Origin of the sequence: Streptomyces sp. NPDC012466 (assembly GCF_042955215.1) — a bacterium.
In the GTDB taxonomy this organism is placed as follows: domain Bacteria; phylum Actinomycetota; class Actinomycetes; order Streptomycetales; family Streptomycetaceae; genus Streptomyces.
The window spans coordinates 1-25,533 of the sequence record NZ_JBIBEQ010000021.1; the positions used below are offsets into that span (position 1 = coordinate 1).

The following is a 25,533-nucleotide window of genomic DNA, read 5'->3' on the forward strand; positions in this document are numbered from 1 at the left end:
GCCGACCAGCTCGACACCGCGATCGAGCAGCACGGCAAGGGCGACCTGGCCGCGCTGCTGGCCGGCGGCGACACCTGGACCGTCGTCGGCTGACGACACCGGAGCGGCCCCTGCCCGGCGGGGCCGCCGAAAGCCCGTCAGAGGGACCGCGGCCCGGCGCCACCCGGTGCGGGTGGCGCCGGGCCGCGGTCGCCGCACCGCGCCGTGCCTCAGTGCACGAGGTCCGGCTCGGACTCCTGGCTGGTCCGCGGGCCCTCCGGAGAGCCGGAGCGCAGCCGCCGCTGGAGCTTCTCGCCCTCGACGTCCACGTTCGGCAGCAGCCGGTCGAGCCACTTCGGCAGCCACCAGGCGGTGTCGCCTAGCAGCGAGTGCACGGCGGGCACGATCGCCATCCGGACCACGAAGGCGTCGAAGAGAACGGCGGAGGCGAGGCCGAAGCCCATCATCGCGACCAGGTCGTCGGTTTCGACGATGAAGCCGGAGAAGACGCTGATCATGATGATCGCGGCGGCCACGACCACCCGGCCGCTGTGGCGGAAGCCGGTGACGACGGCGTCGTTCGCCGAGGCGCCGTGGACGTACGCCTCCCGCATCCGGGTGACCAGGAAGACCTCGTAGTCCATGGCGAGGCCGAAGACCACGCCGATCATGAAGATGGGCAGTGTCGTCATGATCGGTCCGGTCTGCTCGATGCCGAAGAAGCCGGCGGCCCAGCCGAGCTGGAACACCGCGACCAGCGCGCCGAGCGCGGCGCTGACCGAGAGCAGGAAGCCGAGCGCCGCCTTCAGCGGGACCAGGACGGAGCGGAACACCAGGAGCAGCAGCAGGAAGGCCAGGCCGACCACCAGGGCCAGGTAGGGCAGCAGCGCGTCGGACAGGGTCTGGGAGAAGTCGATGAACAGCGCTGTCTGGCCGGTCACCAGGATCTCGGTGGCCCCCGAGGACGCCGCCAGCGCACCGGCCTTGCCACGGATGTCCTTGACCAGCTTCTCGGTCTCGGTGTCGGTCGGCCCGGTCTTCGGCACGATGCTGAAGATGGCGGTGTCGCCGGCCTTGTTGGCGGTGGCCTTGGAGACCGAGGCGATGCCGGCGGTCTTCTTCAGGCTCTCGCCGACCTTGTCACCGGCGGCGGCCGCGTCCTTGCCCTGGACGGTCACCGTCAGCGGGCCGTTGAAGCCGGGCCCGAAGGAGTCGGACAGCAGGTCGTAGGCCTTGCGCTGGGTGGTGTCGGTGGCCATCGTGCCCTCGCCGGGCAGACCGAGTTCCAGCTTGGTGGCGGGCAGGGCGATCGCGCCGAGACCGACCACCGCGAGGAAGAGCACGCCGAGCGGGCGGCGCACCACGAAGGACGCCCAGCGGGTGGACAGGTTCGGCTTGGTCCGCGCGGCCAGCTTCGCGGCCTTCTTCTCGGACTTGCGCAGTTTGCGCGCCGACAGAGGCTTCTTGGTCTGCACGAGACGGCGGTCCGCGACCCGCAGCACCCGGCGCGGCGCGAAGCCGAGCAGGGCGGGCGCGAAGGTGACCGCGATCAGTACGGCGACGGCGACCGTACCCGCCGCGGCGAGAGCCATCTTGGTGAGGATCGGGATGTCGACGACCGCGAGGCCGGCCAGCGCGATGATGACGGTGAGCCCGGCGAAGACGACGGCCGATCCGGCGGTGCCGGTGGCGATGCCCGCGGCCTCCTGCGGGGTTCTGCCCTCGGCGACCTCGGAACGGTAGCGGGAGACGATGAACAGGGCGTAGTCGATGCCGACCGCGAGGCCGATCATCATCGCCAGTGTCGACGTCGTGGCCGACAGCCCCAGGGTGGAGCCGAGCGCGGTGATGGCAAAGACGCCGACGCCCACGCCGATCAGGGCGGTGAGCAGCGGCATGCCGGCGGCGAGGACCGAGCCGAAGGTGAGGAACAGCACGAGGGCCGAGATCAGCACACCGATCTGCTCGCCGGTGCCGGACATGGTCTGTTCGATCGCGACGGCGTCACCGCCGGCCTCGACGGTCAGCCCGCCGTCACGGGCCCGGTCGGTGGCCTTGGTGAGCGCGTCGTGCGCCTCGTCGGTGAGGTCGGGCGCGGTGACGTCGTAGGTCACCACGGCGTAGGCGGTGCGGCCGTCCGCGCTGATCGAGCCGGCGGCGAACGGGTCGGCGACGCCCGCCACCTGGGGCGCCTTGCCGAGCTCGCCGAGGAGCCGGTCGACCGCCGGCTTCACGTCGGTGATCTCCTTGTCCCCGGGCGCCCGGATCACGACGCGGGCGGTGGCGCCGTCGGCCCCGGCGTCGGGGAACTTCTCCTGGAGGAGGTCGAACGCCTTCTGCGACTCGGTGCCCGGCATCGAGAACTGCTCGGTCGGTGGTGCGGGGGCAGTCGAGGCCGCGGCACCGACGCCGACGACGATCAGCACCCACAGCAGGGTGACGAGGCCACGCCGCCGGAAGGCGAAGCGGCCGAGTTTGTACAGGAAGGTAGCCACGGGAAACCGCACTTCCATCGGATGGGAGGCAAGAGGGACGCAGAGGGCCGGCCGCCCCGGCCGCAGCCCAGGGGTGATCGACTCTGGCATGTACACACGTTGACCCCATGAGTGGTCAAAGGGCTGGATGAGGCGGCAAAGCGAGACGGGTCCTCAAGCGAACGTCGAGTGGAGAGATCACTTCCGGCCAGCTGCGGCGGGCGGCGAAGACGTAGCAGCGCAGGACGAGGAAGCGGCCCGCGCCGGCGAGGCCGGAGGCGCCGAGGTAGACGAGTTGCTCGGTCAGCGGGCCGGGGGAGGGCTGCAGCAGGTGCAGCGTCCACACGGCGAGGCCGGTGGCCAGGTAGGCGGCCGTCGCCGAGCCCGCCGACTGCCAGTGCTCACGCCATCCGGCGCCGTGTCCCCTGGCGAAGGTGAAGCGGGCGTGGAGTTCGGTGCACAGCAGGGTGGAGACGACGGTGACGACCGCGTTCGCCAGCGCCCAGGGCATGTTCACGGCCAGCAGCGGCACCGCGAGGCTGGAGAGGACCCCGGCGCCGCCGCCGAGGACCGCGAACCGGAGGAAGGACGCGACGGGGCCGGGGCCGGCTTCGGTCGCCACATCGGGCTGGTGTGCGAGCGGCGACTTCATGGCGGCGTCCTTCCTCGAGGGCCGGGTGCGGGCGGGGTGTTACAGGCTGCGGGCGGTGATGTCGCCGTAGGAGGTGGTCGCGCGGATGCTCAGGCCGGCCGCGGCACCGTCGGAGTTGGTGAGGGAGTTGTCGACGCGGCCGTAGGCGGTGCCGGCGTCGAGGGTGGCGGAGATTCCGCGGGCGGTGCCGACGGTGATGTGGCCGTGTTCCGTGCGCAGTACGACGGTGCCGTGGACGGCCTCGGTGACGTTCAGGTCGCCCTTCTGGGTGCTGATCTCGGCTGAGCCGTTCAGGCGGCCGACGGTGATGTCACCGGCCTGGAGGGTCAGGCGGGCGTCGGCGGTCTCGTCGAGCCGGACCGTGCCCTGCGCGCCCTCGAAGGTGACGTCGCCGAGCCGTCCGGCGGTGCTGAGTTCGGCGCTGGCGGCCTTGGCTCCGACGCGGGATCCGGCGGGCAGCTCGACGGTCACGTCCAGGGAGCCGGAGGCGCCCAGGAGCGCATTCGTCTCCGACCGGGTCTCGATGCGCAGGACGCCGTCGGCGCAGGTCACCTCGGTCTGCTCGGCCGTCTTCACGTCCCGGTTCCTGGAGGGGTCGGCGGCCCGGACCTCGACGGTGGTGTCGCCCCGGTCGGCGGCGGTGAAGCGGATCCGTCCGGCGGGGATGTCCAGGACGACGGTCACGGGGGCGGGGGTCTTGAACGTCTGCATCACGGGCTCCTAGCTCGTTGTTTCCGACGACACAAACGCTACGTTGCATTCATAGATGCGGCAAGCGCATTGTTGCGAACTTCGAGCATCAATGCAGTTCAAGCTAGATAAATCGTTGCAATGGTTCTGAACCTAACGCAACGGTGAGGGGCCTGACTGTTGCAATGAATGACAGTGAACGCTGTGCTGCCGGTCCGCTTCGACGTCTGCCGTTGCACGCGGCACCGGTGGTCCGACGCGCGCTTTCCGGCGTTCTTCGGCCCGGCGTCGAGCGGGGCTGGACCGGCTCTCCGGCCGTTCTTGGGACGGTGACCGGCGACTGCCGCTCCCCGTTCCGTCGTCAGGAGGCGTTCATGACCGTGCAGGTGTCGGAGCCGTCCGTGGTGGTGCCCGAGGCGCCGCCCGCACGGCTCGGCCGTGGCCGGGCGCGTGGTGCCGCCGCGCTCGGCGTGATCGCCGGATGCAACGCGATGATCCAGCTCGACGACCCGATCGTGAACATCGCGCTGCCCGGCCTGCGCGAGACGCTCGGACTGTCCGCCATGGGTGCCGCGTGGATCATCAACGCCTATCTGCTCACCTTCGGCGGACTGCTGCTGCTCGGCGGCCGGGCCGGTGACATCCTGGGCCGCCGCAAGGTGTTCATGGCGGGCGTCGCCCTGTTCACGGCCGCCGCGGCACTGCGCGGCCTCGCCCAGTCCGCGGAGTTCCTGATCGCCCTGCGGGCGGTGCAGGGCGTCGGCGCGGCGCTCGCGGCACCCAGCGGACTCGCCCTGCTGCTCAGCACCTTCACGGAAGGAGCCGCCCGCAAGCGGGCCATCGCCGTGTGCACCATGGTGGGCGCGGTCAGCACCGCCGGCGGGCTGCTCCTGGCGGGAACGCTCACCTCGCTCAGCTCCTGGCGCTGGGTGCTCTTCCTCGACGTCCCCCTGGGCCTGGCGATCGTGCTGCTCGCGCCGTTCGTGCTCGACGAGACCCCCCGCCACCGCGGCCGTTTCGACCTGCCCGGCGCTCTGCTGTCCGCACTGGGCGCCGCCCTGCTCGTCTACGGGCTGGCACAGGCCTCCGAGCGGGAGTGGAGCGATCCGGTGGTCGTCGGCTGTGTGCTCGGCGGGGCCGCGACACTGACGGTGTTCGCGGCCGTCGAGCGGCGGGCGCAGCAGCCGATCGTGGCGCCGCGGCTGTTCGCCGACCGTGACCGGCTGCTGGCGTACCTCGGGACGCTCGCCGTGCCCGGCGCGCTCATCGGCACGTACTTCTTCCTCAGCCAGTACTTCCAGCAGCAGCACGGCTGGTCCGCGCTGGCCACCGCCTGGGCACTGCTGCCGCTGCCGGTGACCATGGCCGTGGCGGCGGTGGCCGCGCTGCGGCTCGAACGGCGCGTCGGCACCCGCTGGTTGTGGGCCACGGGCGCCGCGCTGCTGGTGACGGGGAACCTGTGGCTGTCCACGCTCGCGGCCGGTGACGGCTACCCGGGCACGGTGCTGCCGGCGCTGGTGCTGCTCGGCGCGGGAATGGCGTTCTGCGTGCTGCCGCCGACCATCCTGGCCACGTCGGGGCTGCGCGGCGACGAGGCGGGCACGGCCTCCAGTGTCCTCAACTCCCTCCAGTCCGTGGGCGGCTCGATCGGCCTGGCCACGCTCGTCATGGTCTCCTCGCACACGGGCGGGATGTCGGGCGGCTTCGCCACGGGGGCGGCCTTCGCGGGCTGCGCGCTGCTGGCGGCACTGCTCCTGCGGCGCCGCTGAGAGCGGCTCCCGGACCCCCGGCCCCGGCACGCTCGAAGGCCCGTCCGGCCATCGCGGTGATGGCGGTGACGGGCCTTCGCGGGGTGGGGGCGGGGCTGCTTCGGCGGTGGTGTCCGTCCGCGCTCCATGCCGCCTAGGCGGGGTCGCGGTCGAACAGGGACTTGGACCAGAAGTAGCCGAGGACGGCGAGTCCCAGGCACCAGGCGACGGCGAGCCACCCGTTGTGGCCGATCTCGGTCCCGAGGAGGAGGCCGCGCAGGGTCTCGATGGCGGGGGTGAACGGCTGGTACTCGGCGATCGGCCGGAACCAGCCCGGCATCGCGTCGACCGGGACGAAGGTGCTGGAGATGAGCGGGAGGAAGATCAGCGGCATGGCGTTGTTGCTGGCCGCCTCGGCGTTGGGGCTGGACAGGCCCATGCCGACCGCGATCCAGGTGAGCGCCAGGGAGAACAGCGCGAGCAGCCCGAGTGCCGCGATCCACTCCAGGGCCGTGGCGTCGGCGGAGCGGAACCCGATGGCGAGGCCGACGGCCGTGACGAGGAGCACGCTCATCACGCACTTCAGCACGCTGCCGACGACATGCCCGACGAGCACGGACCCGCGGTGGATGGCCATGGTGCGGAACCGGGCGATGATGCCCTCGGTCATGTCCGTGGTGACGGACACGGCCGTGCCGATGGTGGTCGAGCCGATGGTCATCAGCAGGATGCCGGGGACGAGGTAGGCGATGTAATCGGAGCGGTCCGCGCCGCCGCCCCCGATGCCCGCGCTCATGGTGTCGCCGAAGATGTAGACGAACAGCAGGAGCAACATGACCGGCGTGAGCAGCAGGTTCAGCGTGAGGGAGGGGTAGCGCCGGGCGTGCAGGAGGTTGCGGCGCAGCATGGTGGCGGAGTCGCGCAGGGCGAGGGTCGGGCTGCTCATCGCAGGGCCTCCTTGGGCTGGGTCAGGGCGAAGAAGACGTCGTCGAGGTCGGGGGTGTGCACGGTGAGTTCGTCGGCCTCGATGCCGGCGGTGTCGAGCCGGTCCAGCACGGAGCGCAGGTCGCGCTGGCTGCCGTGGCTGGGCAGGTGCAGGGCGAGGGCCTCGTCGTCGTGGGTGGCTTCGAGCAGGGCGGTGCCGGCGGCGCGGTAGGCGGCGGGGTCGGTGAAGCGCAGGCGGATGTGTCCGCCGGGGACGATCCGCTTCAGCTCGCCGGCGGTGCCCTCGGCGGCGATGCGGCCGTCGTGGAGGACGGCGATGCGGTCGGCGAGTTCGTCGGCCTCCTCCAGGTACTGGGTGGTGAGGAAGACGGTGACGCCGCCGTTGACCAGTTCCCGGATGATCTGCCACATGTTGTGGCGGGAGCGGGGGTCCAGGCCGGTGGTGGGCTCGTCGAGGAAGATGATCCGCGGGTCGCCGACCAGGGTCATGGCGATGTCCAGGCGGCGCTTCATGCCGCCGGAGTAGGTGGAGGCCGGCTTCTTCGCCGCCTCGACCAGGTCGAACCGCTCCAGCAGTTCGGCGGTGACCCGGCGGCCCTCACTACGGGAGAGGTGGTGCAGGTCCGCCATGAGCAGCATGTTCTCCTCGCCGGTGATCAGACCGTCGACGGCGGAGAACTGGCCGGTGACCCCGATCGCGGCACGTACGGCCTGGGGGTGGGTGGCCGGGTTGTGGCCGGCGACGCGGATCTCACCGGCGTCGGCGCGGATGAGGGTGGAGAGGATCTTCACGGCGGTGGTCTTGCCGGCGCCGTTCGGGCCGAGCAGGGAGAAGATCGTTCCTTCGGGGACGGTCAGGTCGATGCCGTCGAGGACGGTCTTGTCGCCGTAGGACTTGCGCAGTCCGTGCGCCGCGATGGCCGGGTTCGTCATGGGAGTGAGGGCTCCTTCGTCACAGGCTGCGGGCGGTGATGTCGCCGTAGGAGGTGGTCGCGTGGATGGTCAGGACGGCCGCGGGGCCGTCGGCGTTGGTGAGGGAGTTGCGGATCCGGCCGTAGGCGGTGCCGGCGTCGAGAGTGGCGGAGGTCCCGCGAGCGGTGCCGACGGTGATGTCGCCGTGCTCGGCGCGCAGGGTGACCGTGCCGCGCACGGCCTCGGCGACGTTCAGGTCGCCCTTGCGGGTGCTGATCTCGGCGGAGCCGTTCAGGCGGCCCACGGTGATGTCACCGGCCTGGACGGCCAGGCGGGCGCTCGCGGTCTCGTCGAGCTTGACCGTGCCCTGCGCGCCCTCGAAGGTCACGTCGCCGAGCCGCCCCACGCCGCGCAGTTCGGCGCTGGAGGCCTTCGCCTCGACGCGGGAGCCGGCGGGGAGCTGGACGGTGACCTCGACGGCGCCGGAGGGGCCGAAGTACTGGTTCTTCACCGGGGTCTCGATCCGCAGGACACCGTCGCGACAGTCGACCGTGGTCTGCTCGGCCGCCTTCACGTCCCGGCTCTTGGCGGGGTCGGCGGGCAGCACCTCGACGGTGGTGTCGGCCCGGTCGGCGGCGATGAACCGGATGTGTCCCGCCGAGACGTCCACGACGGCCACGATGGGGGCGTGGGCGTCGAACGTGCGCGTCGTGCTCTGGGTCTTCTGCATCGCGGGCTCCTCGGCGGCTCGTTGTTTCCGATGACAGAAACGCTACGGTGCATTCACGTATCTCGCAACGATGTCGTTGCGATTCATAGCGAAAACTGCAGGCCAAAGCCGTGAAATCGTTGCACTGGGTTCAAAATTAACGCAACATCCCGCACCTTGGCTCGTTGCAATGGGGTGAAGGTGAACGCTATACTGGCCCTCACCACGGACCACGAAGGAGACCGCGATGCCGGGAGGCAGACTCACCCAGCAGGAACGCCAGCAGATCGCGCTGGGGCTGGCCGACGGCCTCCCCTACGCGGAGATCGCCAGGCGCCTCGACCGCCCGACCTCCACCATCACGCGCGAGGTGATGCGCAACGGCGGCCCCACCGCCTACCGTGCCGACCTGGCACACCGTGCCACCGAACGCCGCGCCCACCGCCGCCGGCAGACCACACCCCGGGACGGACAGCAGACGTCCGAGCAGCCCCACGGACGCGACGCCGAGGCCGTGCGCGAATACGAGGAGACCCTCACCACCGTCTTCATGGCCTCGGGCATGCCCAAGATGATGTCCAGGGTCCTGGTCGGCCTCTACACCACCGACGAGGGCAGCCTCACCGCCGCAGAACTCGTCCAGCGCCTCATGGTCAGCCCGGCGTCCGTCTCCAAGGCCATCACCTACCTGGAGAGCCAGGGCATGGTCCGCCGGGAGCGCGACGAACGCCGCCGCGAGCGCTATGCCGTCGACGACGACGTCTGGTACCAGTCGATGATCGCCAGCGCCCGGTCCCTCACCCAGGTCGTCGAGGTCTCCCGGCAGGGCGTCGGCGTTCTCGGCCCCGGCACCCCGGCCGCCACCCGCCTGGAGAACGCCGCCCGATTCCTCGACTTCGTCCAGGAGAGCACTATTCGCGCCGCGGAACAGGCCCGCGCGGTCCTGCACTCCAAACCCGAAACGACCCCGGACGGCACCGCCGCCCGGCCCTGACCGCCGCCGCGACCGGCCCCGGCGACCCCACCCGGGCCAGTCCCGCCCGACCGTCCCTGCAGCACCCTGAGCCAGGCCCCGCGGCACAGCCTCACCCCTGGATCCTCACTCGAACCACAGGCGGGAACAGCCGCCCCCCTCAGCCCCGTACGACCACCGCACCCTAACCGTCGCCACCAGCGGACAACGGTGCGCGCCAATTTCGGTCCGCCGCCGCCCCGCCGCCCGCCGCCTGGCCGCCGTTCAGCATGACCACAGTGCCGCTCGAACTCCCCTGGAGAGGTGTGGCCGAGCACGGGGGCGACCGATTCACTGAAGGGATGGACCGTCACACGCGCACCCCACCGCGGCCGGTCGCGATCGCGCCCGGACTGCGGGACGCCCACGCACTCCTCCTGGCCGGCGACCCGCGCGGGGCGGCCGACCGCTGCGCACGCTCACGCACCCGCGCCGCCCGCGCCGGAGCCCGCGGCAGACAGGCCGCGTTCGGCGCACTGCGCGCGGAGGCACTGCTCTGCCTCGGCGAACTCGCCGAGGCCGAACAGGAGGCCGAGACCGCCGCACGCGCCGCCGCCCCCGGCACCTTCCCGGGCCGCTGGCCCACGGCGGTCCTCGCGGAAGTCCTCACCGAGATGGGCCGCCACGACGAGGCCGACCGGCACCTGCACCGGGCCGCCCCGAAACCCTCCACCCGCGGCGCCGACCTGCCCCGCTACCTCAGGGCCCGCGGCCGCCACCACCTGGCCGTCAACCGCCCCCGAGCCGCGCTCGCCGACTTCCTGCGCGCGGGCGAACTGGCCCCCACCGGCCTCTTCGCCCGGCTGCCCTGGCGCATCGACGCCGCCGAGGCCCTGCTGCACCTCGGGCGCCCGGACGACGCCGCCTGTCTGCTCACCGAGCAGCTCACCGCCCCCACCGGCCTGAGCCCCCGCCACCGCGGCACCGCACTGCGCCTGCGCGCCGCCACCGAGGACCCCGTGCGCCGCCCCGCCACCCTGGCCCGCGCGGCCAACGAACTGCGCGCCGCCGGCGACCGCCCCGAACTGGCCCGCGCCCTGGCCGACCTCGGCAACACCCTGCACACCCTCGGCGACACCTCGACGGCCCAGGCACTGCTCCGCCGCACCCACCACCTGGCCACCACCTGCGGCGCCACCCCACCCCCCACCCGCCCCCTCTGGTGACCCACCACCCGACCCGATGACCTGCGCGGCGACCATTGACGCTGTAGGCGGAGGCGTCAGCAACAGGTGGCCATCAGGGGACCTCTGCGTTGCCCCTCTTGACCCTGTCATGGCGGCGTCGACGGCGCGCAGGAGGCGGCCGGTTTCCTCGCCGGACAGGCCGGCGGCGCGGGCTATGCCCAGGGACACGGTCATGTCCAGGGAGCGGCTGCCGTCGGTGAGGGGCTGGTGGGTCGGCGGCGAGCCGGGGGAGCCCTGCACCTGCACCTGACCTGCATGCGTCCGCATCTCCGGTCTCGCTCGAGAGTCGCTCCATAGGGGCTTGAGTCGCTTCAGTCGCTGCCTGGTCTTGCTTGGTGTTTGTGAACTGCGGTCGCAGCTGCGGGTAGCCGAACGAGATCAGGTCGGCCGGGGTGAGTGGGTGCGGGTCGTCCGCTGCGCAACTCACCCGGCGACAGTTTCTGCCGGCGCTCCCGCCCTCGTCCGTGCTCAGGCCGTCACGGGCCAGAACTGCACGAGGTGCTTCTCCACGCCTCCGCCGGTGCCCTCCTGTTCCGACAAGGCCTCAGCTTCCCTGCGCCCAGCACAGCTCACCCGCACCCGCCAGGAGCCCCCCGAATCGGCGAGCGTGATCACGTCATCGGCCCGCCCCAAGCTCATGGACCACACGGCCACTTCACCACTGGTCGACTCGAAGTCGGCCTCAGCCTGCTCGTCCCACCGCGAAGAATCCTGCACGGGCGGCTCCCCGTCCCACACCTCCACGCTGACCGCAGCGGTATGCGTGTGGCCGCCACTGAAGATGTCGAGACGCCCGGGGAAGGCGTTCAGGAACACGCCCTTCGTGAAGTCGTCAGGGAAGGGGACGGGCAGATCCCCGTCGTCGGACTCCTGAAGCCCGAAGCCGTGATACCCCACATCAGCATCAAGGTGTTGCTGCCGGACAAGCTCACCCATGAGAGCTCCTTTGGCATGACAAACGACTGGTCATCCCCGTGATCCTAAGTCGGCCCCTTCCGGGAGCGCATTGGCATCGCCTTCCCGGGACGGTGGGCAGCGGTTGGTGGCTGTCGACCAGGCGGACCACGCCGATCACGGCTCCGGTGGTCAGCTCCCTGTCGCGGATCGTGCACCGCGTCCGAGGCGGGTCAGAACGGCAGATGGATCGTGATGGGTCGCCGGGGGGCACCGGCGACCGGCGTGGACGGCGCGGCGCGGCCGGCACCCCTCCCTGGATGGGCAGGTGGCACTCTGGGCAGCCGTGTCCGTTCGTCTCCGGTCGGAAAGCCGGCCGGGGTGAGCGGATGACTTGCGGAACCACCAGGAAGGTAATGGTGGATCAAAGAGACCTGAGATCCGAACCGACCACGCTGAGCGGACCACTGCGATCGCGGCACGGTAGACGCCCAGTCAGACCTTCATGATCGGGACGCGTCGTGGTACCGGCGCAGCCGGGGGGAGCGTATGGCGGGCAGGCCGACCAGGGTGTACTCGAAGGCGTGGTGGTGGGGCCGCAGTGGGTACCAGGGGCGCGGCGGCAGGGGATAGTCGTCGCGCAGCACGCCCTCCGGGAGTACCCCGCTGGCGGGCACCGGCGAGGTCTCGCCCGGGTGGGCGAGGTACGCCCAGACTCCGCTGTCCAGTGGCACCACAGCCGTCTCGTCGCCGGGCGCGCGCCAGGGCGCGCCCGTGAGGGGGTGGCGGGGGACGAGGAGGACATCAGGACGGGGCCGGGACGAGCGGATTCCTGGGCCGGCAAGCCCTACGGAGCGGGCATCGGGCCCAGCGGGGAGATACCGCCCGACGGCATGGCCGAGCAGCTCTGCGACGGGGCCGGCGGGCAGTGCTACCGGGCGGCCCTCAGTCGCTGCCACGAGGTGGGCCAGCGCGACCCCGACCGCCGCCTCCCACCGGCGGCTCCACGACCCGTCGGGTTCGACGGGTGGGACGCGGTGCTCGGCGCGCTCCAGCTCGTCCCAGTCGGGGGGCGGACCGGCAGGGAGCCCCGAGGGGCGGCGTACGACCGCGTCGGGCTCCAGCCACACCGTCTGCCACAGTCCACAGTCGTCCATGCGGGTCGCCACAGCCCGCCCGCACCCCGCGCACGCCAGGTTGGGGCCGGCCCGACCGTCCACACCCCGGCAGTAGCCCTCGCACTTCTCGGGTATCAGGGTCATGGACCGGGCGTCGCCGGGGGCGATGACGACCCTGTCCCGCGCGCCGAAGGAGACGGAGTACACCGGCGCGTACACGCCCTGCCGGGCAGCCGCGTCTTCTCCGACCTCGCCCCACAACCGCCACGGCGGTCCAGTGGGCCGGGGGTCGACGGCGTACGTCGCGGGCTCCATCAGCGGAGGATGAAGTTCCTCCCATCCCCCGTGATGGGTGTGGACCGGGAGGGCCACTCGGGACACCGGCGCCGTCAGCTCCAGGCCGCACTCGGCACACGCGAACACGTCCAAACAAGCTCCCCCTCGCCCCGATTCCCCGGGAATTCTGCCTCGCCCGCTGCGACGGACCCACCGGATTTTTTGGGTTGGGGCCGGTGGGCCGCGCCTACGTCGCCTTCTCAAGCCGCCGTCGTCCGCTGCGCACGCCGTGCACCGGCTGATCGGTCGGCGCATAGGCTCTCGGCACCGGACCTGACGCTCGGATGCAGCTCAGACAGCGTCCTTGGCAGGCCGCTGATGGCCGCACGGCACCGTGTCACCGTCCTGTCGAAGACCTCGGAACAACCGGGCGCCCCGTACGCGGACACCCACTCGACGCCCAGCTTCCGCAGCGCGTCGAGCTGCTCTTGGGTGAGGCCCTCCCCAGGGGCGGGGGATCGAGCCTGTCCCCCCAGTCGCGAGGCGGTCGTCGACCGGGCCGTCCGCACGTGGACGCTCAGAGCGTGAGAGACCGCCCGCAAGGCGGGGCTGGATGTGGCGAAATCGGCGGCGCTGGCGCCGTGGTGTAAGGCGCGTGCGGTCCATGATCCCGGCAAGATCCTGCTGGACCTCGCGCTCACCGTGGCCCTGGGCGGGGACTGCCTGGCCGATGTCGCGATGCTGCGGGCCGAGCCCGCCGTGCTCGGGCCGGTGGCCTCCGACCCGACAGTCTCCCGCCTGGTGGACACCCTGGCCTCGGCCGGGCCCCGTGCGCTCGCGGCGGCCCGTTGGGCACGGGCCGAAGTCCGCGAGCGGGTCTGGCGGCTGGCCGGCGAGGCGGCCCCGGACGCTGGCGGCGAGGTCATCGTGGACATCGACGGCGTGCTGGTGCTGGCGCACTCCGAGAAGCAGGACGCCGCCAAGACCTGGAAAAGGCCGTTCGGACATCATCCGTTGTTCGCGTTCGTCGACCACGGCCGCGAGGGGTCCGGGGGACCGGTCGCCGGGCTGCTGAGGCCGGGGAACGCGGGCAGCAACACGGCCGCCGACCACATCGAAGCGGCCCGCACGGCGCTGGCCCAGCTGCCGACGAAGTACCGGCGCGGCCGCCGCGGCCTGATCCGCGCCGACTCTGCCGGCGGCACCCACGACTTCCTTGACTGGCTCACCGCACGCGGCCGATGGCTGTCCTACTCGGTCGGGATGACCATCACCGAGGCCATCTACCGGGCCGTGCTGAAGATCCCGGCCTCCGCGTGGATCCCGGCCGTCGAACCCGGCGGCGAGATCCGCGACGGCGCCTGGGCCGCCGAGCTTGGCGGCGATGTCCTCAAGGGTTGGCCGAAGGGGATGCGGCTGATCGTCCGCAAGGAACGGCCGCACGCCGGAGCACAAGTGCGCTTCACCGACGCCGACGCCGACGGCATGCGGCTGACCTGCTTCGCCACCAACACCGAGCACACGCCGATCGTCCAGCTGGAGTTGCGGCACCGCCAGCGCGCTCGCGCCGAGGACCGCATCCGTGGCGCCCGCGACACCGGCCTGCGCAACCTGCCCCTCCACGACACCGCCCCGAATCAGGTCTGGCTGGAGATCGTCCAGCTCGCGCTCGACCTGCTCGCCTGGATGCCCATGCTCGCCCTGGCCGGTGACGCCCGCCGGTGGGAGCCGAAGCGCATGCGGTTGACGCTGTTCTCCGCCGCCGCCCAGCTCGTCACCACCGGCCGCTGTCGCTACCTCCGACTGGGCCACCACTGGCCCTGGATCGACGTGATCACCAGCGCGATCGCTCGCCTGCACGCCCTGCCGGACCCTGGCTGACCAGCGGCATCTCCCCATCCCAACGAGCAGCAGACCGATTTCCGGAACCGTGGAACCCGGCGCCCACCCGATGCGACAGTCGGGCCCTCGTTATTCCTACCTCCAAAGGAGCCGCACCCATTACTGATCCCGCCTGCCCTTGACCAGCTCCGCGAGCATCCCGAGGTCGTGTCCGACGAGGTCCTGCGCCTGCTGGAGCGACTGGCTGAGGTGCCCGACCCGCGGGACCCACGCGGCGTACGGCACGCTCGGGTTGCCGTGCTCGCGCTGACCGCGTGCGCGGTTCTGGCGTGGGCGACCTCTGTGCTGGCAGTCAGCGAGTGGATCGCCGAGGCCCCGCCGCACATCCTGGAACGCCTCGGCATACGCCTCGACCCAGCGGGGGTGATGGTGACGGGCTCATTCGGGCACGCCTCGGCGAGCCGGTGAGCGCGGCCTGCTCGTCGGGGTCGATAGCAAGCGTCCAGCGGGTCTTGATGGCGACTCAGTCGGCGGGGGGTAGAGCATGGGCACGCCCTCGTCAGGGCGGGGTTCACCCGCAGGGGCGGGAAAGTCGGACGAACGCCCCGGCCCGGCGTCGGGGGCGAGGGAGGAGCGCTCGGCCGGGCGGGGGCCGCTGGCATCCCCTCAGGCGGGAGCCGGTTCGGTGTCGGGGTACGGGCTGAGCATGGTGTCGAAGTGGCCCTCAGGTGCTTCTTCCAGGAAAGTCGACAGGTTTTCCAGGAAGGCGCGCAGCGGGGGCGTCGCGTTGTGCCGGTCCAGGTCTTCCTGCGAGCGCCAGACCTCGTACAGGAAGAAGCGGCCGTCCTCGTGCTCGTGAAGGTGGTACTGCAGGTTGCCGGGCTCTTTCCGGGTCGGTTCCACGAAAGAGGAGAGGGTGCGCCGGACCTCGTCCGCGCGCTCCGGCCTGGGCCGCAGGAAACCGTAGAGGGCGATGGGGCGATCTGTGTTCGTCATGCCCCTCAGGCTAAGATCTCACATCAATGTGAGGTTCAAGGGGTTGTGAGGAGCACCACATGAAGATCGGTGAGCTCGCCGCCGTGACGGACACCTCGGTCCGACTGCTGCGCTACTACGAGGAGCAAGGCCTACTGGAGTCCTACCGCCTCGACAGCGGCCACCGCCGCTACAACGACAGCGCCCCCGCCGTGGTCCGCCGTATTCGCGCGCTGCTGGACGCCGGCCTGCCGACGCGGGTCATCCGCGACCTGCTGCCGTGCGTTCGCCAGGACGGCACGGTCGCCGGATGCAAGCTGGAGACCCTTCAAGAACACCTCCAGAGTCTGGACGAGCGGATCTGCGCACTGTCGGAAACCCGCACCTCTCTGGCCGGGCTCATCTCCGCCACCCAAGCCCGCGAGCCGGCACTCAGGTAAGACCGCCACCACTACCGCGCATCCGCGGTGACGTCGATCCTCTCGCCGCGACAACGCGGAGGCTCATACAACCTCTGGGCCGCTGTCCCGGCCAAGGGCTTCAGTCTGCACAAAGGCCGTCCCCCCCCCTTTCCCCTGCAAACCGAGGGCCGGCTTCCGTGAAGGCCAACTCCTATGAACGACACCACATCGCATTCCCAAACCAACTGACAATCCCGCAGGTCGGAGTCCATGTGCCGGTTTGGTGTCAGTGGGTTGGTGTCAGTGACGGCGTGTCAGACCGGGGGTTTCTCCTGTTTGGGCGTTCATGAAGGACAGCGTCACTGTCATGGGGAGGTATCTGTAGCGGGGACGGCTGTCATGGCAGCGGTACACCCTTGCCTGTTCCGCTGTCACGGAACGCCACTTCTGATCCTTCGGTGGCTGCGCGGCTGCACCGTGGTGAGTGGTGCTGTCCGCGGCGCAAGGTTAAGCGGTGGGGGAGCGGGGCGCGTGGGATGGGGTTACGGCGGGGTTGAGACCAGGCCGGTGCTGGTGGCGCGGCTGCTGGAGCTCGATGCAGCCGGGGCGTTGACGACGGCCCACGTGCGGGCGGGCGCCCAGGTCGGCGGGGTGAATGTGCGCACGGTGTGGCGTTGGCTGGAGGCGGCGCGGACGGAGGGCCGTGTGGAGCGAAGGCCGCGGGCCCGGCTGGAGCTGTCCGACCAGGCGTGGGAGGTGCTGGCGCAGGCGGACGGGAACGTGGCGGTGCTGCACCGGCATCTGAAGGAGGGCGGGGGCGAGGTGCCCTCGTTGGCGTCGTTGTCGGCGCGGGCGGTGGCCGAGGCAGTCGGGCAGGCGATGGCGGTTCAGGGCGCGGTGTGTGTTCGGCGACCCGGGCCGGGGCAAGACCGCCGCCGTGCGGATGGCGCTCCACGAAGTGCCCGCGGGCTGGAAGGTGGCGTGGGTGCCAGTACCGGACTCCCGCAGTCACATCGAAACGGCTCCCGGAGTCACGCTCATAACCACGCGTGACGCCCGGTTCGTGACGATCTGTTAATTCGATCCGAGTGGAAGACCGTGCCTGCCGACGCGTCATCGCTGATGGGTGTGGCTCCTTTGGAGGGACGAGCGTACCCAGGTGTGTTCCGTTGGTGGCGGGCTCGGCTCCCGGGCCCGGCGGTCAGCGGTAGTAGGGCTCGACCGCGGCCCGTACCTCGTCGAGCAGCGCGGGGCCGTCCTGCGGCACGGGTGGTCGACTGCTGCCCGGCCTGATGTCCAGGAGCTGTTCGTTGGACAGGGCGAACACCACTCGTCGCAGTCCTGCCCATTGGATGACGGCATTGCACATCCCGCACGGCTGGCAGCTGGTGTACATGGTGGTGCCTGCCGCCGTCTGCGCGTCGAGTTCTCTTGCGGCCCACCTCGCCAATTTGAGTTCCGGGTGTGCGGTGACGTCGTTGTCGGTGAGGGTGGTGTTGTACTCCTCGGCCAGGATCGTCCCGTCCGGTCCTGCCAACAGAGATCCAAAGGGCGGGTTGCCGCTCGTGCGTGCCTTGGCCGCGAGCGAGATGGCCTGTCGGAGGAGGGTGTGCTCGTCGGGTGTGGTCATGACTGCTCCCTCGTGGTGCGGGATGGGGTGCCGGGCTCGTAGAAGTGTGCGGCCACGGTGGCGAGGGCCTGCCAGGCCGCCTGCGGGTGACACGTCGCGCGGGGGTCGCCCTGGTAGGTGTCGAGGACGACGGACTTGGCGCCCAGCAGCCGCAGTTGGTCGAGATCGTCCATGATCTGGTCGATGGTGCCCTCACCGGCGAGCCGTCCCGCTCCGCCGACCGGTTCCTTGGTGAGTCGCAGGGCGATGCGGGGAGCCAGGGCGGGCACGGGCAAGTGTTGCTCGTCCGCGTACGTCTGCAGCCTGCCTGCGGCTTCGCGCAGCCACGGCACGGTGGGGCGCAGCGGATGCCATGCGTCTCCGAGTCGTACGGCCCGGCGCAGCCCCGCGTCGCTGTTGCCGCCGACCCACACCGGGATCCGGCGGTCTCCGTATGAGGCGGTGTCCTTCCAGGCGGCCCGGATGTCCCGCAGGTGGCTGTCGGTCAGCTGTCCGCGCTGTGAGAACGGGATGTCGAGGGCGGTGAACTCCTGCCGCGCCCAGCCCACTCCCACGCCGAGGATCAGCCGGCCGCCGCTCAGCTCATTCAGATTGGCCGCCATTCGGGCGGCGAGCAGCGGGTGCCGGTAGGGAGCGATGAGGACTGTCGTGCCGAGCTGGATGCGGGTGGTGAGGCCGGCCAGCCAGGACAAGGTGGTGAAGGGCTCGTAGAAGGGGGCCGGGTAGCGCTCGGCGACATCCGGCGTGATGGCTATGTGGTCCGAGACCATCAGTAGGTCGAAGCCCAGGCCCTCCACGGCCTGGGCCCAGCTGCGCAGCACTCCGGGGTCGGTGCCCGGGCCGAAATTGGGGACGTTCACTCCGATCTTCACAGGGCCCAACCCTAGGCAGGACGTAGGGGCCGTCAGAAGGGATTCCCGCCTGTTCAGAGGCGGTTCAGCCGTGGATCCGCCGGTAAAATGGGCGTATGACCGAGAGTCTCGACGTGACGGACTGGGCGATCCTGGCAGAAGTCCAACGGGACGGCCGGATCCCGTTCACCGAGCTGGCACGGCGGGTGAACCTGAGCGCGTCGGCGACCAAGGAGCGAGTGCGCCGACTCGAGGAGGCCGGGGTCATCACGGGGTACCGTGCGGAGGTGAACCCGGAGCGGACCGGTTACCCGGTGATGGCGGTGGTCCGGCTCAAGTACCCGGGGCCGGGAACCCGGCACCAGCCGCTGCGCCGGCTGCTGGAGGAGCGCCCGGAGATCCTGGAGTGCCTGCGCACCACCGGAGACGACTGCTACGTCATGAAGGTGGCGGCCACGTCGATGGCCCACCTGGAGGAGCTCGTCGACGAGCTGGCCGAGTTCGGGAGCACCACCACCAACCTCGTCCTCAGCCGGACGCTCCCGTTGCGCGGCCCGGGGGTGCCTCGGGGGAACACCGTCAGGTAGGCGCTGACGTTGCGCGGACGCCACTCCATCGCCGGGGCCCGGCCTGGCGTCCAGCAGCGTCGACCATCAACTGCCCGTCATCCGCTGTCACATGGAGATGGGGCCGAGGTCGGCGGCGGTCTGGGCCAGGGCGTGGAGGGTGTGGCTGTCGTCGGTGGATCGCCACGTGAGGGCGTAGTGGATGGTGGGGGCGTCGTGAACGGGGAGGAAGACGATGCCGGGGGGACTGTTGTAGCGGGCGGCGATCTCGCCCAGCGGGTGGACGCACTGTCCGGAGGCGACCAGGGAGAGAACCTCGTGGAAAGTACGCGCGGCGGGCCCGCGCGGGATACGGCGGCCGAGCGGCGTACGCGTGGGGACCATGGCCGCGATCCAGTACTCGGGGGCGGCGGGGCCGAAGTCGACGACATGGTTGTCGCCGAGGTCTTCCAGTGACGCGGTGCCGCGCTCGGCCAGCGGATGGTCTGCCGACACGGCGAGCACGCGGCCTCCGGTCAGCACGGTCGGGCCGACCGTGAGGTCCGGTTCGGCCACCGGAAGCCAGAGCACGTGCGCGTCGTGCTCTCCGGTGCGCAGCGCGGTGAAAGGGTCGCTGCCGTTGATCTCCCCGAACCGGACATCGCTGCCGGGGTGGCGGGAGCGGAAGGCCTCGATGAGGGGGCGCAGTTCGTGGCCGGCATGGCCGAACACACCCAGGCGCAGAGTCTGCCTCGTCCCCGAGCCGGCCGCTTCGGCGCGGGCGAGCCCTTCCCGGAGAAGGTCGACGGCTTGCTGGAGGTCCTCGCGCAGACGCCGGCCGACCGGGGTCAGGGCGACGCGCCGGCTGGTGCGGTCGAACAGGACGACGCCGAGGCGCCGTTCCTGCTTGGCGATGGCCTGACTGACGCGGGCCTGGGACACATGAAGCCGCTCCGCGGTGCGTCCGAAGTGCAGCTCCTCGGCCAAGGTCAGGAAGATCTCGATGTCACGCAGCTCCATGCATAACCCCCACCCATGCATAACCGCCACATTATGAATAGCCCAAGGAACCTTACCTTGTTCCGCTGTTCGCCCGCACCGATGCTGGATCCATCACCACCGGACAGGCGGCACCCGCCTGACGCACACATGGACGGGGAGGGAAACCGATGGACGACATGCGGGCCATCGCCGATCGCGTCGAGATAGAGGCGCTGCGAGCCGAGCTCACGGACGCGGTGATGATGCGTGACTTCGAACGCGTCGTCTCGCTGTTCACGCCCGACGGCGCCATGCGCTGGCCGCACATCGACAAGGAGTTCGTCGGCCGCGAGGAGATCCGCGCGGGGATCGAGTGGGGCCAGTCGCTCTGGGAGTTCTTCGTGCAGAACGTCCACCCGGGCGTCATCCGGCTGGACGGCGACACTGCGGCCGGCCGGGCGTACATCCAGGAGTTCGGACGGATGCGCGACGGCAGCTCGCACCTGAACTACGCCCTGTACCAAGACCGTTACGAGCGAACCGTCGACGGCTGGAAGTTCAGCGAACGCATCTACGAGGTCCGGTACCTGGACTCCACCCCGCTCCGCGGCTCGGCGCCGCAGCGCCTCGGCCTCAGCTGATCCGTCCCGCACGCCGTCACGGTGTGCGAAGTCGACATCTTGCGCGCCAAGTCGACATCTTGCGTGCACGAATTCCTGAAACGCGAATTCCTATACAGCGGAGGAAAGAAACCATGGCTGAGAACACCGAAGTCGTCGTGATCGGCGGCGGATACGCCGGAGTCATGGCGGCCAACCGGCTGACACAGCGCGACGACGTGACCGTGACGCTGATCAACGCCCGCCCGGACTTCGTCGAGCGGATCCGACTGCACCAGCTGGCGGGCGGAACGCACAAGGCCGTCCAAGACTACCGGAAGGTCCTGGGCGAGCGCGTCCGACTGGTGGTCGACACCGTGACCCGGATCGACGCGACGAGGCGCCGGGTGGAGCTGGCGAGCGGCGACACGGCCGGCTACGACTACCTGATCTACGCGGTGGGCAGCGGCAGCGCCGATCCGGGCGTACCCGGAGCCGCCGAGTTCGCCCACCCGATCGCCACGTTCGAAGAGGCCCGGCGCCTGCGGTCGGTCCTCGACGCCGCTCCCGCCACGGCCCCTGTGACGGTGGTCGGAGCCGGTCCGACCGGCATCGAGACCGCCGCAGAACTGGCGGAGGCGGGCCGCACCGTGACCCTGGTCTGCGGCGGGCTGCTCGGCCCCTACCTGCACCCGAACGGTCGCCGCTCGCTCGCCAAGCGGCTGGCCGGCCTCGGGGTGACGGTGTCGCAGGGCCCCGGCACGAAGGTCACGGAGGTGACCGGCGACAGCGTGCGGCTCGGCGACGGCCGTGAGCTGTCGAGCGAGGTCACCATCTGGACCGCCGGGTTCGGCGTGCCGGACCTGGCCGCCCGCAGCGGGCTCAGCACCGACACTCTGGGCCGCCTGCTCACCGACGAGACCCTGACGAGCATCGACGACGAGCGGATCGTCGCCGCCGGTGACTCGGCGGCACCGTCGGACATGCCGTTCCGGATGAGCTGCCAGGCCGCCGGCCCGCTGGGCGCACACGCCGCCGACACGGTGCTCAGCCGCATCACGAGCAAGCGGCCCGCACCGATCGACCTGGGGTTCGCCGGCCAGTGCATCAGCCTGGGGCGCCGTGCGGGCATGTTCCAGTTCGCCCACAAGGACGACACCGCCAAGCGGCTCCACCTCGGCGGCCGAACAGGCGCGAAGGTGAAGGAACTCGTGTGCAAGCTCACCGTCAAGCAGCTGGTGAACGAGGCACGCAAGCCCGGCTCCCACACCTGGGCCAAGGGCGAGCAGGGCCGCCGACTGCTGCGGGCTCAGCGTCGCGAGACGGCGGCGACCGCCGAGCAGTCCGCCTGAACCGCGCACCGGCAGCCCACGCGGGTCCCGGCACTCGGTTGTGTTCTACGACCTGGAGTGCACCCGGCACTTCGGCGCTCGACTGATATGCGCCGGTGGTCAGCCGGTGAAGGACTCAGGGCCGAAACGGCCCCACGCGATGAAGGCGGCAAGGGCGAGGTAGATCAGGTCGCCGGCGATCGTGGCCTTCTCGCCATGACATCGAGTCGGTCAGCGGAGAGACGTGGGTCACACCGCGTCGTGCCGTGCCACAGGCGTGAGGGCCCTCTCGTCTCGCCGCGAGCTCCAGGAAGTGAAGCAGACCCGTAAAACCCAGTGATCTCCCGACCAGCCTGACAGGGCAGAACCGGAGGCTTCAGTGCCGCATGCCGATGATCCTGGCGCACGGCTCGTCCGTGACGTCTTCCCGCGATATGAACCGCGCTCATCCAGCGCGCAAGATCGATTATCGACACACCCACTGGGGGTTCAGTCATGATCCTGATTACCGGGGCCACTGGCGTCGTCGGCCGGGAAACCGTCCGCCTCCTGGTCGAGGGGGGAGCGAAAGTCGCCGCTGTCACCCGCGACCCGCACGCCGAATTCCCCGCGGGGACACAGCTCGTCCACCCCGCGAAGGTTCCCACCCTCGACGGCGTGGAGGCCATCCTGCTCAGCCCGCGTGCCGCCGGTCCCACCGCTGTCGACCTGTTGGCCCGCGCCCGCGAGACGGGCGCGGCAAGAGTGGTCGTACTGTCCGCCGTGACCGTGCAGTACCCGGCCGGGCACGCACGCTTCCGGAAGCAGTTCCACGCTGTCGAGGACATCGCCCGGGGGAGCGGCCTGGACTGGACGATCATGCGCTGCGCCGATTTCGCCGCCAACACGCTGGCCTGGGCCGGGCAGATCCGGGCGACCGGGACCGTGCGGGGGGCATACCCGCACGCGAGGACCTCGACCGTCGACGAGCGCGACATCGCCGCGGTGGCCGCCCTCGCCCTGACCCACCCGCAGCACCGCGGTCAGACGTACCTGCTCACCGGAGAGCAGTCGCTGAGCCAGCCGGAGAAGGTCGCGGCGCTCGGCACGGCGCTCGACCGGACACTGTCGTTCGTCGAGGCCGCACCGGACGAGATCCGCCGCGGCATGCTCGCCGCCGGCCTGCCCGACGAAATACCCGACCGGCTGCTCGGCTCGCTGGCCGACTACGCACGCGAAGCCGGGCCCACCACCGACACCGTGCGGCGGCTGCTGGGCCGCCCGGCACGTACGTACGCCACCTGGGCGCAAGACCACCGTGCCGCCTTCACCGCAGGGGGACCCCGATGAAACTCACAATCGTGGCCGCCACCGGCGGTATCGGACGGCACCTGCTCGAGCAGGCGGTGGCCGGCGGGCATGACGTCACCGCCGTGGCCCGCCGCCCACATGAGCTGCCGAGCGGTGTCCGGACAGTCGCCGTCGACCTCACCCGACCCGACATGCGGACGCTCGCCGCGGCGGTACGCGACGCCGACGCCGTACTGTCCGCGCTCGGCCCGCGAAACCCGCGCGCGGACGCGGGCATCACCTCCCGTGGCACCCGCGCGATCGTCGCGGCGATGCAGGCCGAGCACGTCCGGCGGATCATCATCGTCAGCGCTGCACCCGTCGGACCGGTGCCGCTGCCGGGCCGGCCGACGCCACCCAGGCACGATCCCGGCGACGGCTTCTTCATGCGCCACCTAGGAGTCCCGTTGACCCGGGCCATGTTCGGTCGGCACTACGCCGACCTCGCCGTCACCGAGCAGATCCTGCGCGACAGCGGACTGCAATGGACGGTGTCGCGTCCGCCCAAACTCACCGACAAGCCCCTGACCGGCACGTACCGGACCGCGTGGAACCGCAACATCCGGGGCGGGTTCTCCGTGCCACGCGCCGACGTCGCCCACCACATGCTCGCCATGGTGAACCAGCCGGACACCATCGAGCAGGTCGTAGGAATCGCGAACTGACCCATAACCAGCCACGCACACGACCCGGGCTGCGACAGAGGAAACAAGCGACGACCCGCGACGGCCACCAACAAAGTCAAGAAGACGCCGCGGCCGTCCCGCCCGCCCCTTCGCCACCCGGGTCACCCATCACGAAAGAGCGTGATCATGACGAAGTGCGCCCAGAAGATCATCCCGCCCGATCAACCAATGTGACAGCGCAAGACGATCACCTTGCAGCGTCACAGCGTCACACGATCCCACAACCCAGGAGTCACGAAAGTCCAGACCCTATCGCAACCTCAAAATGAAGCAGATGATCTGGAGAGTCAATACCGATGCCATGGGTACTCAGCATCCGCCAATGTTCACCCTGTCCCTGGAGAGCCATGACACACAAGACTGAAACCGACGAGGGCAACCGGTTCTGCAAGGCGTGCGGCACGCCGGCCGAAAACGGTACCCTGTGCAACCACTGCGGCGCCGTCCTGGACCTCCCCGACGCTGCAGGGCTGGTCGAGGACCAAGGCGCGGCAGTACGACGCGACTTCGAAGGACGCACCCAGCAGCAAGAGTGAACGGCGACCCAAGGACGAACCCGACCAACCCGATCCGTTGATGCTGCAAGCCAGTCCCTCCCCGGGACCACCTCTGAGTATCTCTGAAGCCGGTGAGGCCGCCCGTTTTCGGACCTCTCCCACGGGTCGGGAGGCAAGGGACGGGCAGGGGGTAGGCGGATAGTCATGAATGGCACACGACTCCGACAGGATGATCAGAGCTCACAGGAAACCCGTGCCCGAGGAGCGATGCGGATCTGGCGGTGGGCCAGGTGGGCGGCACTTGTTCTCGCGGTCAGCTGGGCGGTCAGCTGGGTCGTCAATCTCGTCCAGGGCGAAGGGGGCCGGGACCTGTGGTGGCCTCTGGTCAGTACCGTCATCTGGACAGGGGTGACCGTGAACGGCTTTGTGACCTACCGCCGGATCAAGACAACGACCTTGCCGGCCATCACCGGCCGCCCGTCTGCCTGACCACCTCGGCCAGCCTGCTCCCTTGTGCTGCTTCCGGGTAGATGAGCTCCGAACAGTGACGCTGCCGTACGGAAGGCGAAGGGGAGGGCGATGGAAGCGGCCAAGTGGTCGGTGGACCGGAAACGCTTGACTCAGTGGGTTCCTGAGGGCGAGCGGATGACAGCCGGCTGTGTGGTGACATACGGACGCACGCTGTGGGGCTTGATCCCGCGACGCGCTTCACTTCTGTTGACGGACCGTCGGGTACGGGTATTGCGTCACCGAGGCAATGACCCCCAGTACGCCATACGCGGTATCTGGTTCGAGATGATGCGCGGTGAGGCCGAGGCGGTCTGCAGGAGCCCGCAGGTGCGGGTGGAGTTCGACAAAGGACAGGAAATCGAACTGCGCCGGCACGACGGTGGGGTGGAGCGCCTGCTGATCAGCCAATGGGACGCGGTGCATGCCGAGGCTCTGTATACGGCGTTCCCTCCCGAGAGCAGCGACCCGCGGTGACGTGACAGCACTCCCGTCCTCTTTGCTGCTCGGGTCGAAGGCCCGTTGACGGCACCGCGCAGCGGGGCCGGCGCCGTGGCGCGCAGCGGAAGCCACCTGCGGGGCCGCAGTCCCCGAAGTCCCGGGAGCGCAGCGGACGGGACGTCACCCCCCTTGCGCAGCAAGGGGGGTGAGCGGGATGCGCAGTATCCCGCCAGCGCTCACGCGGAGCGGGAGCGCAACCCCCGCGCGCAGCGCGGGGGTTCGCTTGCCCATCGCGCAGCGATGGGGGACCCGCTCCGCGGGG

At 70.5% G+C, this 25,533-nt stretch carries 25 protein-coding genes and 1 pseudogene; 14 read left to right on the forward strand and 12 right to left on the reverse strand.

Features of this window, described 5'->3' with window-relative positions:
• Positions 1–209: 209 nt before the first annotated feature.
• The 3 genes from ACFY9E_RS39980 to ACFY9E_RS39990 all read right to left on the reverse strand — a co-directional run bounded on the left by ACFY9E_RS39980 (position 210) and on the right by ACFY9E_RS39990 (position 3,816).
• Positions 210–2,474 (reverse strand): MMPL family transporter, encoded by a 2,265-nt coding sequence (locus tag ACFY9E_RS39980; protein WP_390993546.1) that lies wholly within the window; start codon positions 2,472–2,474, stop codon positions 210–212.
• A gap of 115 nt (positions 2,475–2,589) precedes the next feature.
• Complete coding sequence (locus ACFY9E_RS39985) at positions 2,590–3,105, reverse strand: GtrA family protein (protein WP_390993548.1); 516 nt, start codon at positions 3,103–3,105, stop codon at positions 2,590–2,592.
• A gap of 39 nt (positions 3,106–3,144) precedes the next feature.
• Entirely contained in the window at positions 3,145–3,816 is a 672-nt protein-coding gene (locus tag ACFY9E_RS39990) for a DUF4097 family beta strand repeat-containing protein (protein ID WP_390993550.1), read from the reverse strand.
• A 353-nt stretch (positions 3,817–4,169) separates the two neighbouring features.
• Here ACFY9E_RS39990 and ACFY9E_RS39995 point away from each other — a divergent pair, with 353 nt between their 5' ends.
• A complete protein-coding gene (locus ACFY9E_RS39995; RefSeq protein ID WP_390993552.1) occupies positions 4,170–5,564 on the forward strand; it encodes an MFS transporter in 1,395 nt (464 codons plus the stop codon).
• A 133-nt stretch (positions 5,565–5,697) separates the two neighbouring features.
• Here the strand turns inward: ACFY9E_RS39995 and ACFY9E_RS40000 are convergent, their stop codons facing one another.
• Genes ACFY9E_RS40000 through ACFY9E_RS40010 form a run of 3 tightly spaced genes read right to left on the reverse strand, consistent with a single transcriptional unit; the run spans position 5,698 to position 8,130 of the window.
• Positions 5,698–6,489 carry an ABC transporter permease gene (locus ACFY9E_RS40000; RefSeq protein ID WP_390993554.1) on the reverse strand — a complete coding sequence of 264 codons (792 nt, stop codon included), beginning with the start codon at positions 6,487–6,489 and terminating at the stop codon, positions 5,698–5,700.
• Positions 6,486–7,421 (reverse strand): ATP-binding cassette domain-containing protein, encoded by a 936-nt coding sequence (locus ACFY9E_RS40005; protein ID WP_390993556.1) that lies wholly within the window; start codon positions 7,419–7,421, stop codon positions 6,486–6,488. Before ACFY9E_RS40005 ends, ACFY9E_RS40000 begins: the two co-directional genes overlap by 4 nt.
• 19 nt (positions 7,422–7,440) lie before the next feature.
• A complete protein-coding gene (locus ACFY9E_RS40010) occupies positions 7,441–8,130 on the reverse strand; it encodes a DUF4097 family beta strand repeat-containing protein (protein WP_390993558.1) in 690 nt (229 codons plus the stop codon).
• Between the two features lie 226 nt (positions 8,131–8,356).
• Between ACFY9E_RS40010 and ACFY9E_RS40015 the strand changes: the two genes are divergently transcribed.
• Together ACFY9E_RS40015 and ACFY9E_RS40020 are read left to right on the forward strand one after the other, a co-directional pair.
• On the forward strand, positions 8,357–9,103 hold the full coding sequence (locus ACFY9E_RS40015) for a helix-turn-helix domain-containing protein (protein WP_390993560.1): 747 nt from the start codon (positions 8,357–8,359) through the stop codon (positions 9,101–9,103).
• A gap of 320 nt (positions 9,104–9,423) precedes the next feature.
• Positions 9,424–10,287, forward strand: coding sequence for a hypothetical protein (locus tag ACFY9E_RS40020; RefSeq protein WP_390993562.1), 864 nt, complete (start codon positions 9,424–9,426; stop codon positions 10,285–10,287).
• A gap of 489 nt (positions 10,288–10,776) precedes the next feature.
• Here ACFY9E_RS40020 and ACFY9E_RS40025 read toward each other — a convergent pair whose 3' ends face one another.
• Together ACFY9E_RS40025 and ACFY9E_RS40030 are read right to left on the reverse strand one after the other, a co-directional pair.
• Positions 10,777–11,244, reverse strand: a complete 468-nt coding sequence (locus tag ACFY9E_RS40025) for a hypothetical protein (RefSeq protein WP_390993564.1) — start codon at positions 11,242–11,244, stop codon at positions 10,777–10,779.
• 461 nt (positions 11,245–11,705) lie between these two features.
• Positions 11,706–12,749 (reverse strand): hypothetical protein, encoded by a 1,044-nt coding sequence (locus tag ACFY9E_RS40030; protein ID WP_390993566.1) that lies wholly within the window; start codon positions 12,747–12,749, stop codon positions 11,706–11,708.
• 435 nt (positions 12,750–13,184) lie between these two features.
• Between ACFY9E_RS40030 and ACFY9E_RS40035 the strand changes: the two are divergent.
• Both ACFY9E_RS40035 and ACFY9E_RS40040 read left to right on the forward strand, forming a co-directional pair.
• Positions 13,185–14,477 (forward strand): annotated as a pseudogene (locus ACFY9E_RS40035) (IS1380 family transposase); the annotation flags it as partial.
• A gap of 168 nt (positions 14,478–14,645) precedes the next feature.
• Positions 14,646–14,906: a transposase family protein gene (locus ACFY9E_RS40040; protein WP_390993568.1), complete on the forward strand. Its 261-nt coding sequence runs from the start codon at positions 14,646–14,648 to the stop codon at positions 14,904–14,906.
• Positions 14,907–15,104: 198 nt separating this feature from the next.
• On the opposite strand, the gene ACFY9E_RS40045 is transcribed toward ACFY9E_RS40040, so the two are convergent.
• Positions 15,105–15,434 carry an antibiotic biosynthesis monooxygenase gene (locus ACFY9E_RS40045; RefSeq protein WP_390993570.1) on the reverse strand — a complete coding sequence of 110 codons (330 nt, stop codon included), beginning with the start codon at positions 15,432–15,434 and terminating at the stop codon, positions 15,105–15,107.
• A 59-nt stretch (positions 15,435–15,493) separates the two neighbouring features.
• On the opposite strand from ACFY9E_RS40045, the gene ACFY9E_RS40050 reads away from it, so the two are divergent.
• A complete protein-coding gene (locus ACFY9E_RS40050) occupies positions 15,494–15,853 on the forward strand; it encodes a MerR family transcriptional regulator (RefSeq protein WP_390993572.1) in 360 nt (119 codons plus the stop codon).
• Between the two features lie 1,162 nt (positions 15,854–17,015).
• Here ACFY9E_RS40050 and ACFY9E_RS40055 read toward each other — a convergent pair.
• Both ACFY9E_RS40055 and ACFY9E_RS40060 read right to left on the reverse strand, forming a co-directional pair.
• Positions 17,016–17,444: a deaminase gene (locus ACFY9E_RS40055; protein ID WP_390993574.1), complete on the reverse strand. Its 429-nt coding sequence runs from the start codon at positions 17,442–17,444 to the stop codon at positions 17,016–17,018.
• Entirely contained in the window at positions 17,441–18,316 is an 876-nt protein-coding gene (locus ACFY9E_RS40060) for a TIGR03619 family F420-dependent LLM class oxidoreductase (protein WP_390993576.1), read from the reverse strand. Before ACFY9E_RS40060 ends, ACFY9E_RS40055 begins: the two co-directional genes overlap by 4 nt.
• A 95-nt stretch (positions 18,317–18,411) precedes the next feature.
• On the opposite strand from ACFY9E_RS40060, the gene ACFY9E_RS40065 reads away from it, so the two are divergent.
• Positions 18,412–18,882, forward strand: coding sequence for a winged helix-turn-helix transcriptional regulator (locus ACFY9E_RS40065; protein WP_390993578.1), 471 nt, complete (start codon positions 18,412–18,414; stop codon positions 18,880–18,882).
• A gap of 87 nt (positions 18,883–18,969) precedes the next feature.
• Here the strand turns inward: ACFY9E_RS40065 and ACFY9E_RS40070 are convergent, their stop codons facing one another.
• On the reverse strand, positions 18,970–19,860 hold the full coding sequence (locus ACFY9E_RS40070; protein ID WP_390993579.1) for a LysR substrate-binding domain-containing protein: 891 nt from the start codon (positions 19,858–19,860) through the stop codon (positions 18,970–18,972).
• 149 nt (positions 19,861–20,009) lie between these two features.
• Between ACFY9E_RS40070 and ACFY9E_RS40075 the strand changes: the two genes are divergently transcribed.
• The 7 genes from ACFY9E_RS40075 (at position 20,010) to ACFY9E_RS40105 (ending at position 25,247) form a co-directional block, all read left to right on the forward strand.
• A complete protein-coding gene (locus ACFY9E_RS40075) occupies positions 20,010–20,462 on the forward strand; it encodes a nuclear transport factor 2 family protein (protein ID WP_390993580.1) in 453 nt (150 codons plus the stop codon).
• A gap of 113 nt (positions 20,463–20,575) precedes the next feature.
• Entirely contained in the window at positions 20,576–21,772 is a 1,197-nt protein-coding gene (locus tag ACFY9E_RS40080; protein WP_390993582.1) for an FAD-dependent oxidoreductase, read from the forward strand.
• A gap of 474 nt (positions 21,773–22,246) precedes the next feature.
• Complete coding sequence (locus tag ACFY9E_RS40085) at positions 22,247–23,080, forward strand: NAD(P)H-binding protein (protein ID WP_390993584.1); 834 nt, start codon at positions 22,247–22,249, stop codon at positions 23,078–23,080.
• Positions 23,077–23,745, forward strand: a complete 669-nt coding sequence (locus tag ACFY9E_RS40090; RefSeq protein ID WP_390993586.1) for an NAD(P)H-binding protein — start codon at positions 23,077–23,079, stop codon at positions 23,743–23,745. Before ACFY9E_RS40085 ends, ACFY9E_RS40090 begins: the two co-directional genes overlap by 4 nt.
• Before the next feature lie 368 nt (positions 23,746–24,113).
• Complete coding sequence (locus tag ACFY9E_RS40095; RefSeq protein WP_390993588.1) at positions 24,114–24,302, forward strand: hypothetical protein; 189 nt, start codon at positions 24,114–24,116, stop codon at positions 24,300–24,302.
• Between the two features lie 228 nt (positions 24,303–24,530).
• Positions 24,531–24,752, forward strand: coding sequence for a hypothetical protein (locus tag ACFY9E_RS40100; protein WP_390993590.1), 222 nt, complete (start codon positions 24,531–24,533; stop codon positions 24,750–24,752).
• 90 nt (positions 24,753–24,842) lie between these two features.
• Positions 24,843–25,247 (forward strand): hypothetical protein, encoded by a 405-nt coding sequence (locus ACFY9E_RS40105; RefSeq protein WP_390993592.1) that lies wholly within the window; start codon positions 24,843–24,845, stop codon positions 25,245–25,247.
• The last annotated feature ends 286 nt before the right edge of the window (positions 25,248–25,533 follow it).

Coding starts and splice junctions, on each gene's coding strand:
- ACFY9E_RS39985 (WP_390993548.1), bottom strand. CDS start 3,105: ATGAAGTCGCCGCTCGCACACCAGCCCGATGTGGCGACCGAAGCCGGC.
- ACFY9E_RS39990 (WP_390993550.1), bottom strand. CDS start 3,816: ATGCAGACGTTCAAGACCCCCGCCCCCGTGACCGTCGTCCTGGACATC.
- ACFY9E_RS39995 (WP_390993552.1), top strand. CDS start 4,170: ATGACCGTGCAGGTGTCGGAGCCGTCCGTGGTGGTGCCCGAGGCGCCG.
- ACFY9E_RS40000 (WP_390993554.1), bottom strand. CDS start 6,489: ATGAGCAGCCCGACCCTCGCCCTGCGCGACTCCGCCACCATGCTGCGC.
- ACFY9E_RS40005 (WP_390993556.1), bottom strand. CDS start 7,421: ATGACGAACCCGGCCATCGCGGCGCACGGACTGCGCAAGTCCTACGGC.
- ACFY9E_RS40010 (WP_390993558.1), bottom strand. CDS start 8,130: ATGCAGAAGACCCAGAGCACGACGCGCACGTTCGACGCCCACGCCCCC.
- ACFY9E_RS40015 (WP_390993560.1), top strand. CDS start 8,357: ATGCCGGGAGGCAGACTCACCCAGCAGGAACGCCAGCAGATCGCGCTG.
- ACFY9E_RS40020 (WP_390993562.1), top strand. CDS start 9,424: ATGGACCGTCACACGCGCACCCCACCGCGGCCGGTCGCGATCGCGCCC.
- ACFY9E_RS40025 (WP_390993564.1), bottom strand. CDS start 11,244: ATGGGTGAGCTTGTCCGGCAGCAACACCTTGATGCTGATGTGGGGTAT.
- ACFY9E_RS40045 (WP_390993570.1), bottom strand. CDS start 15,434: ATGACGAACACAGATCGCCCCATCGCCCTCTACGGTTTCCTGCGGCCC.
- ACFY9E_RS40050 (WP_390993572.1), top strand. CDS start 15,494: ATGAAGATCGGTGAGCTCGCCGCCGTGACGGACACCTCGGTCCGACTG.
- ACFY9E_RS40055 (WP_390993574.1), bottom strand. CDS start 17,444: ATGACCACACCCGACGAGCACACCCTCCTCCGACAGGCCATCTCGCTC.
- ACFY9E_RS40065 (WP_390993578.1), top strand. CDS start 18,412: ATGACCGAGAGTCTCGACGTGACGGACTGGGCGATCCTGGCAGAAGTC.
- ACFY9E_RS40070 (WP_390993579.1), bottom strand. CDS start 19,860: ATGGAGCTGCGTGACATCGAGATCTTCCTGACCTTGGCCGAGGAGCTG.
- ACFY9E_RS40075 (WP_390993580.1), top strand. CDS start 20,010: ATGGACGACATGCGGGCCATCGCCGATCGCGTCGAGATAGAGGCGCTG.
- ACFY9E_RS40080 (WP_390993582.1), top strand. CDS start 20,576: ATGGCTGAGAACACCGAAGTCGTCGTGATCGGCGGCGGATACGCCGGA.
- ACFY9E_RS40085 (WP_390993584.1), top strand. CDS start 22,247: ATGATCCTGATTACCGGGGCCACTGGCGTCGTCGGCCGGGAAACCGTC.
- ACFY9E_RS40090 (WP_390993586.1), top strand. CDS start 23,077: ATGAAACTCACAATCGTGGCCGCCACCGGCGGTATCGGACGGCACCTG.
- ACFY9E_RS40095 (WP_390993588.1), top strand. CDS start 24,114: ATGACACACAAGACTGAAACCGACGAGGGCAACCGGTTCTGCAAGGCG.
- ACFY9E_RS40100 (WP_390993590.1), top strand. CDS start 24,531: ATGCGGATCTGGCGGTGGGCCAGGTGGGCGGCACTTGTTCTCGCGGTC.
- ACFY9E_RS40105 (WP_390993592.1), top strand. CDS start 24,843: ATGGAAGCGGCCAAGTGGTCGGTGGACCGGAAACGCTTGACTCAGTGG.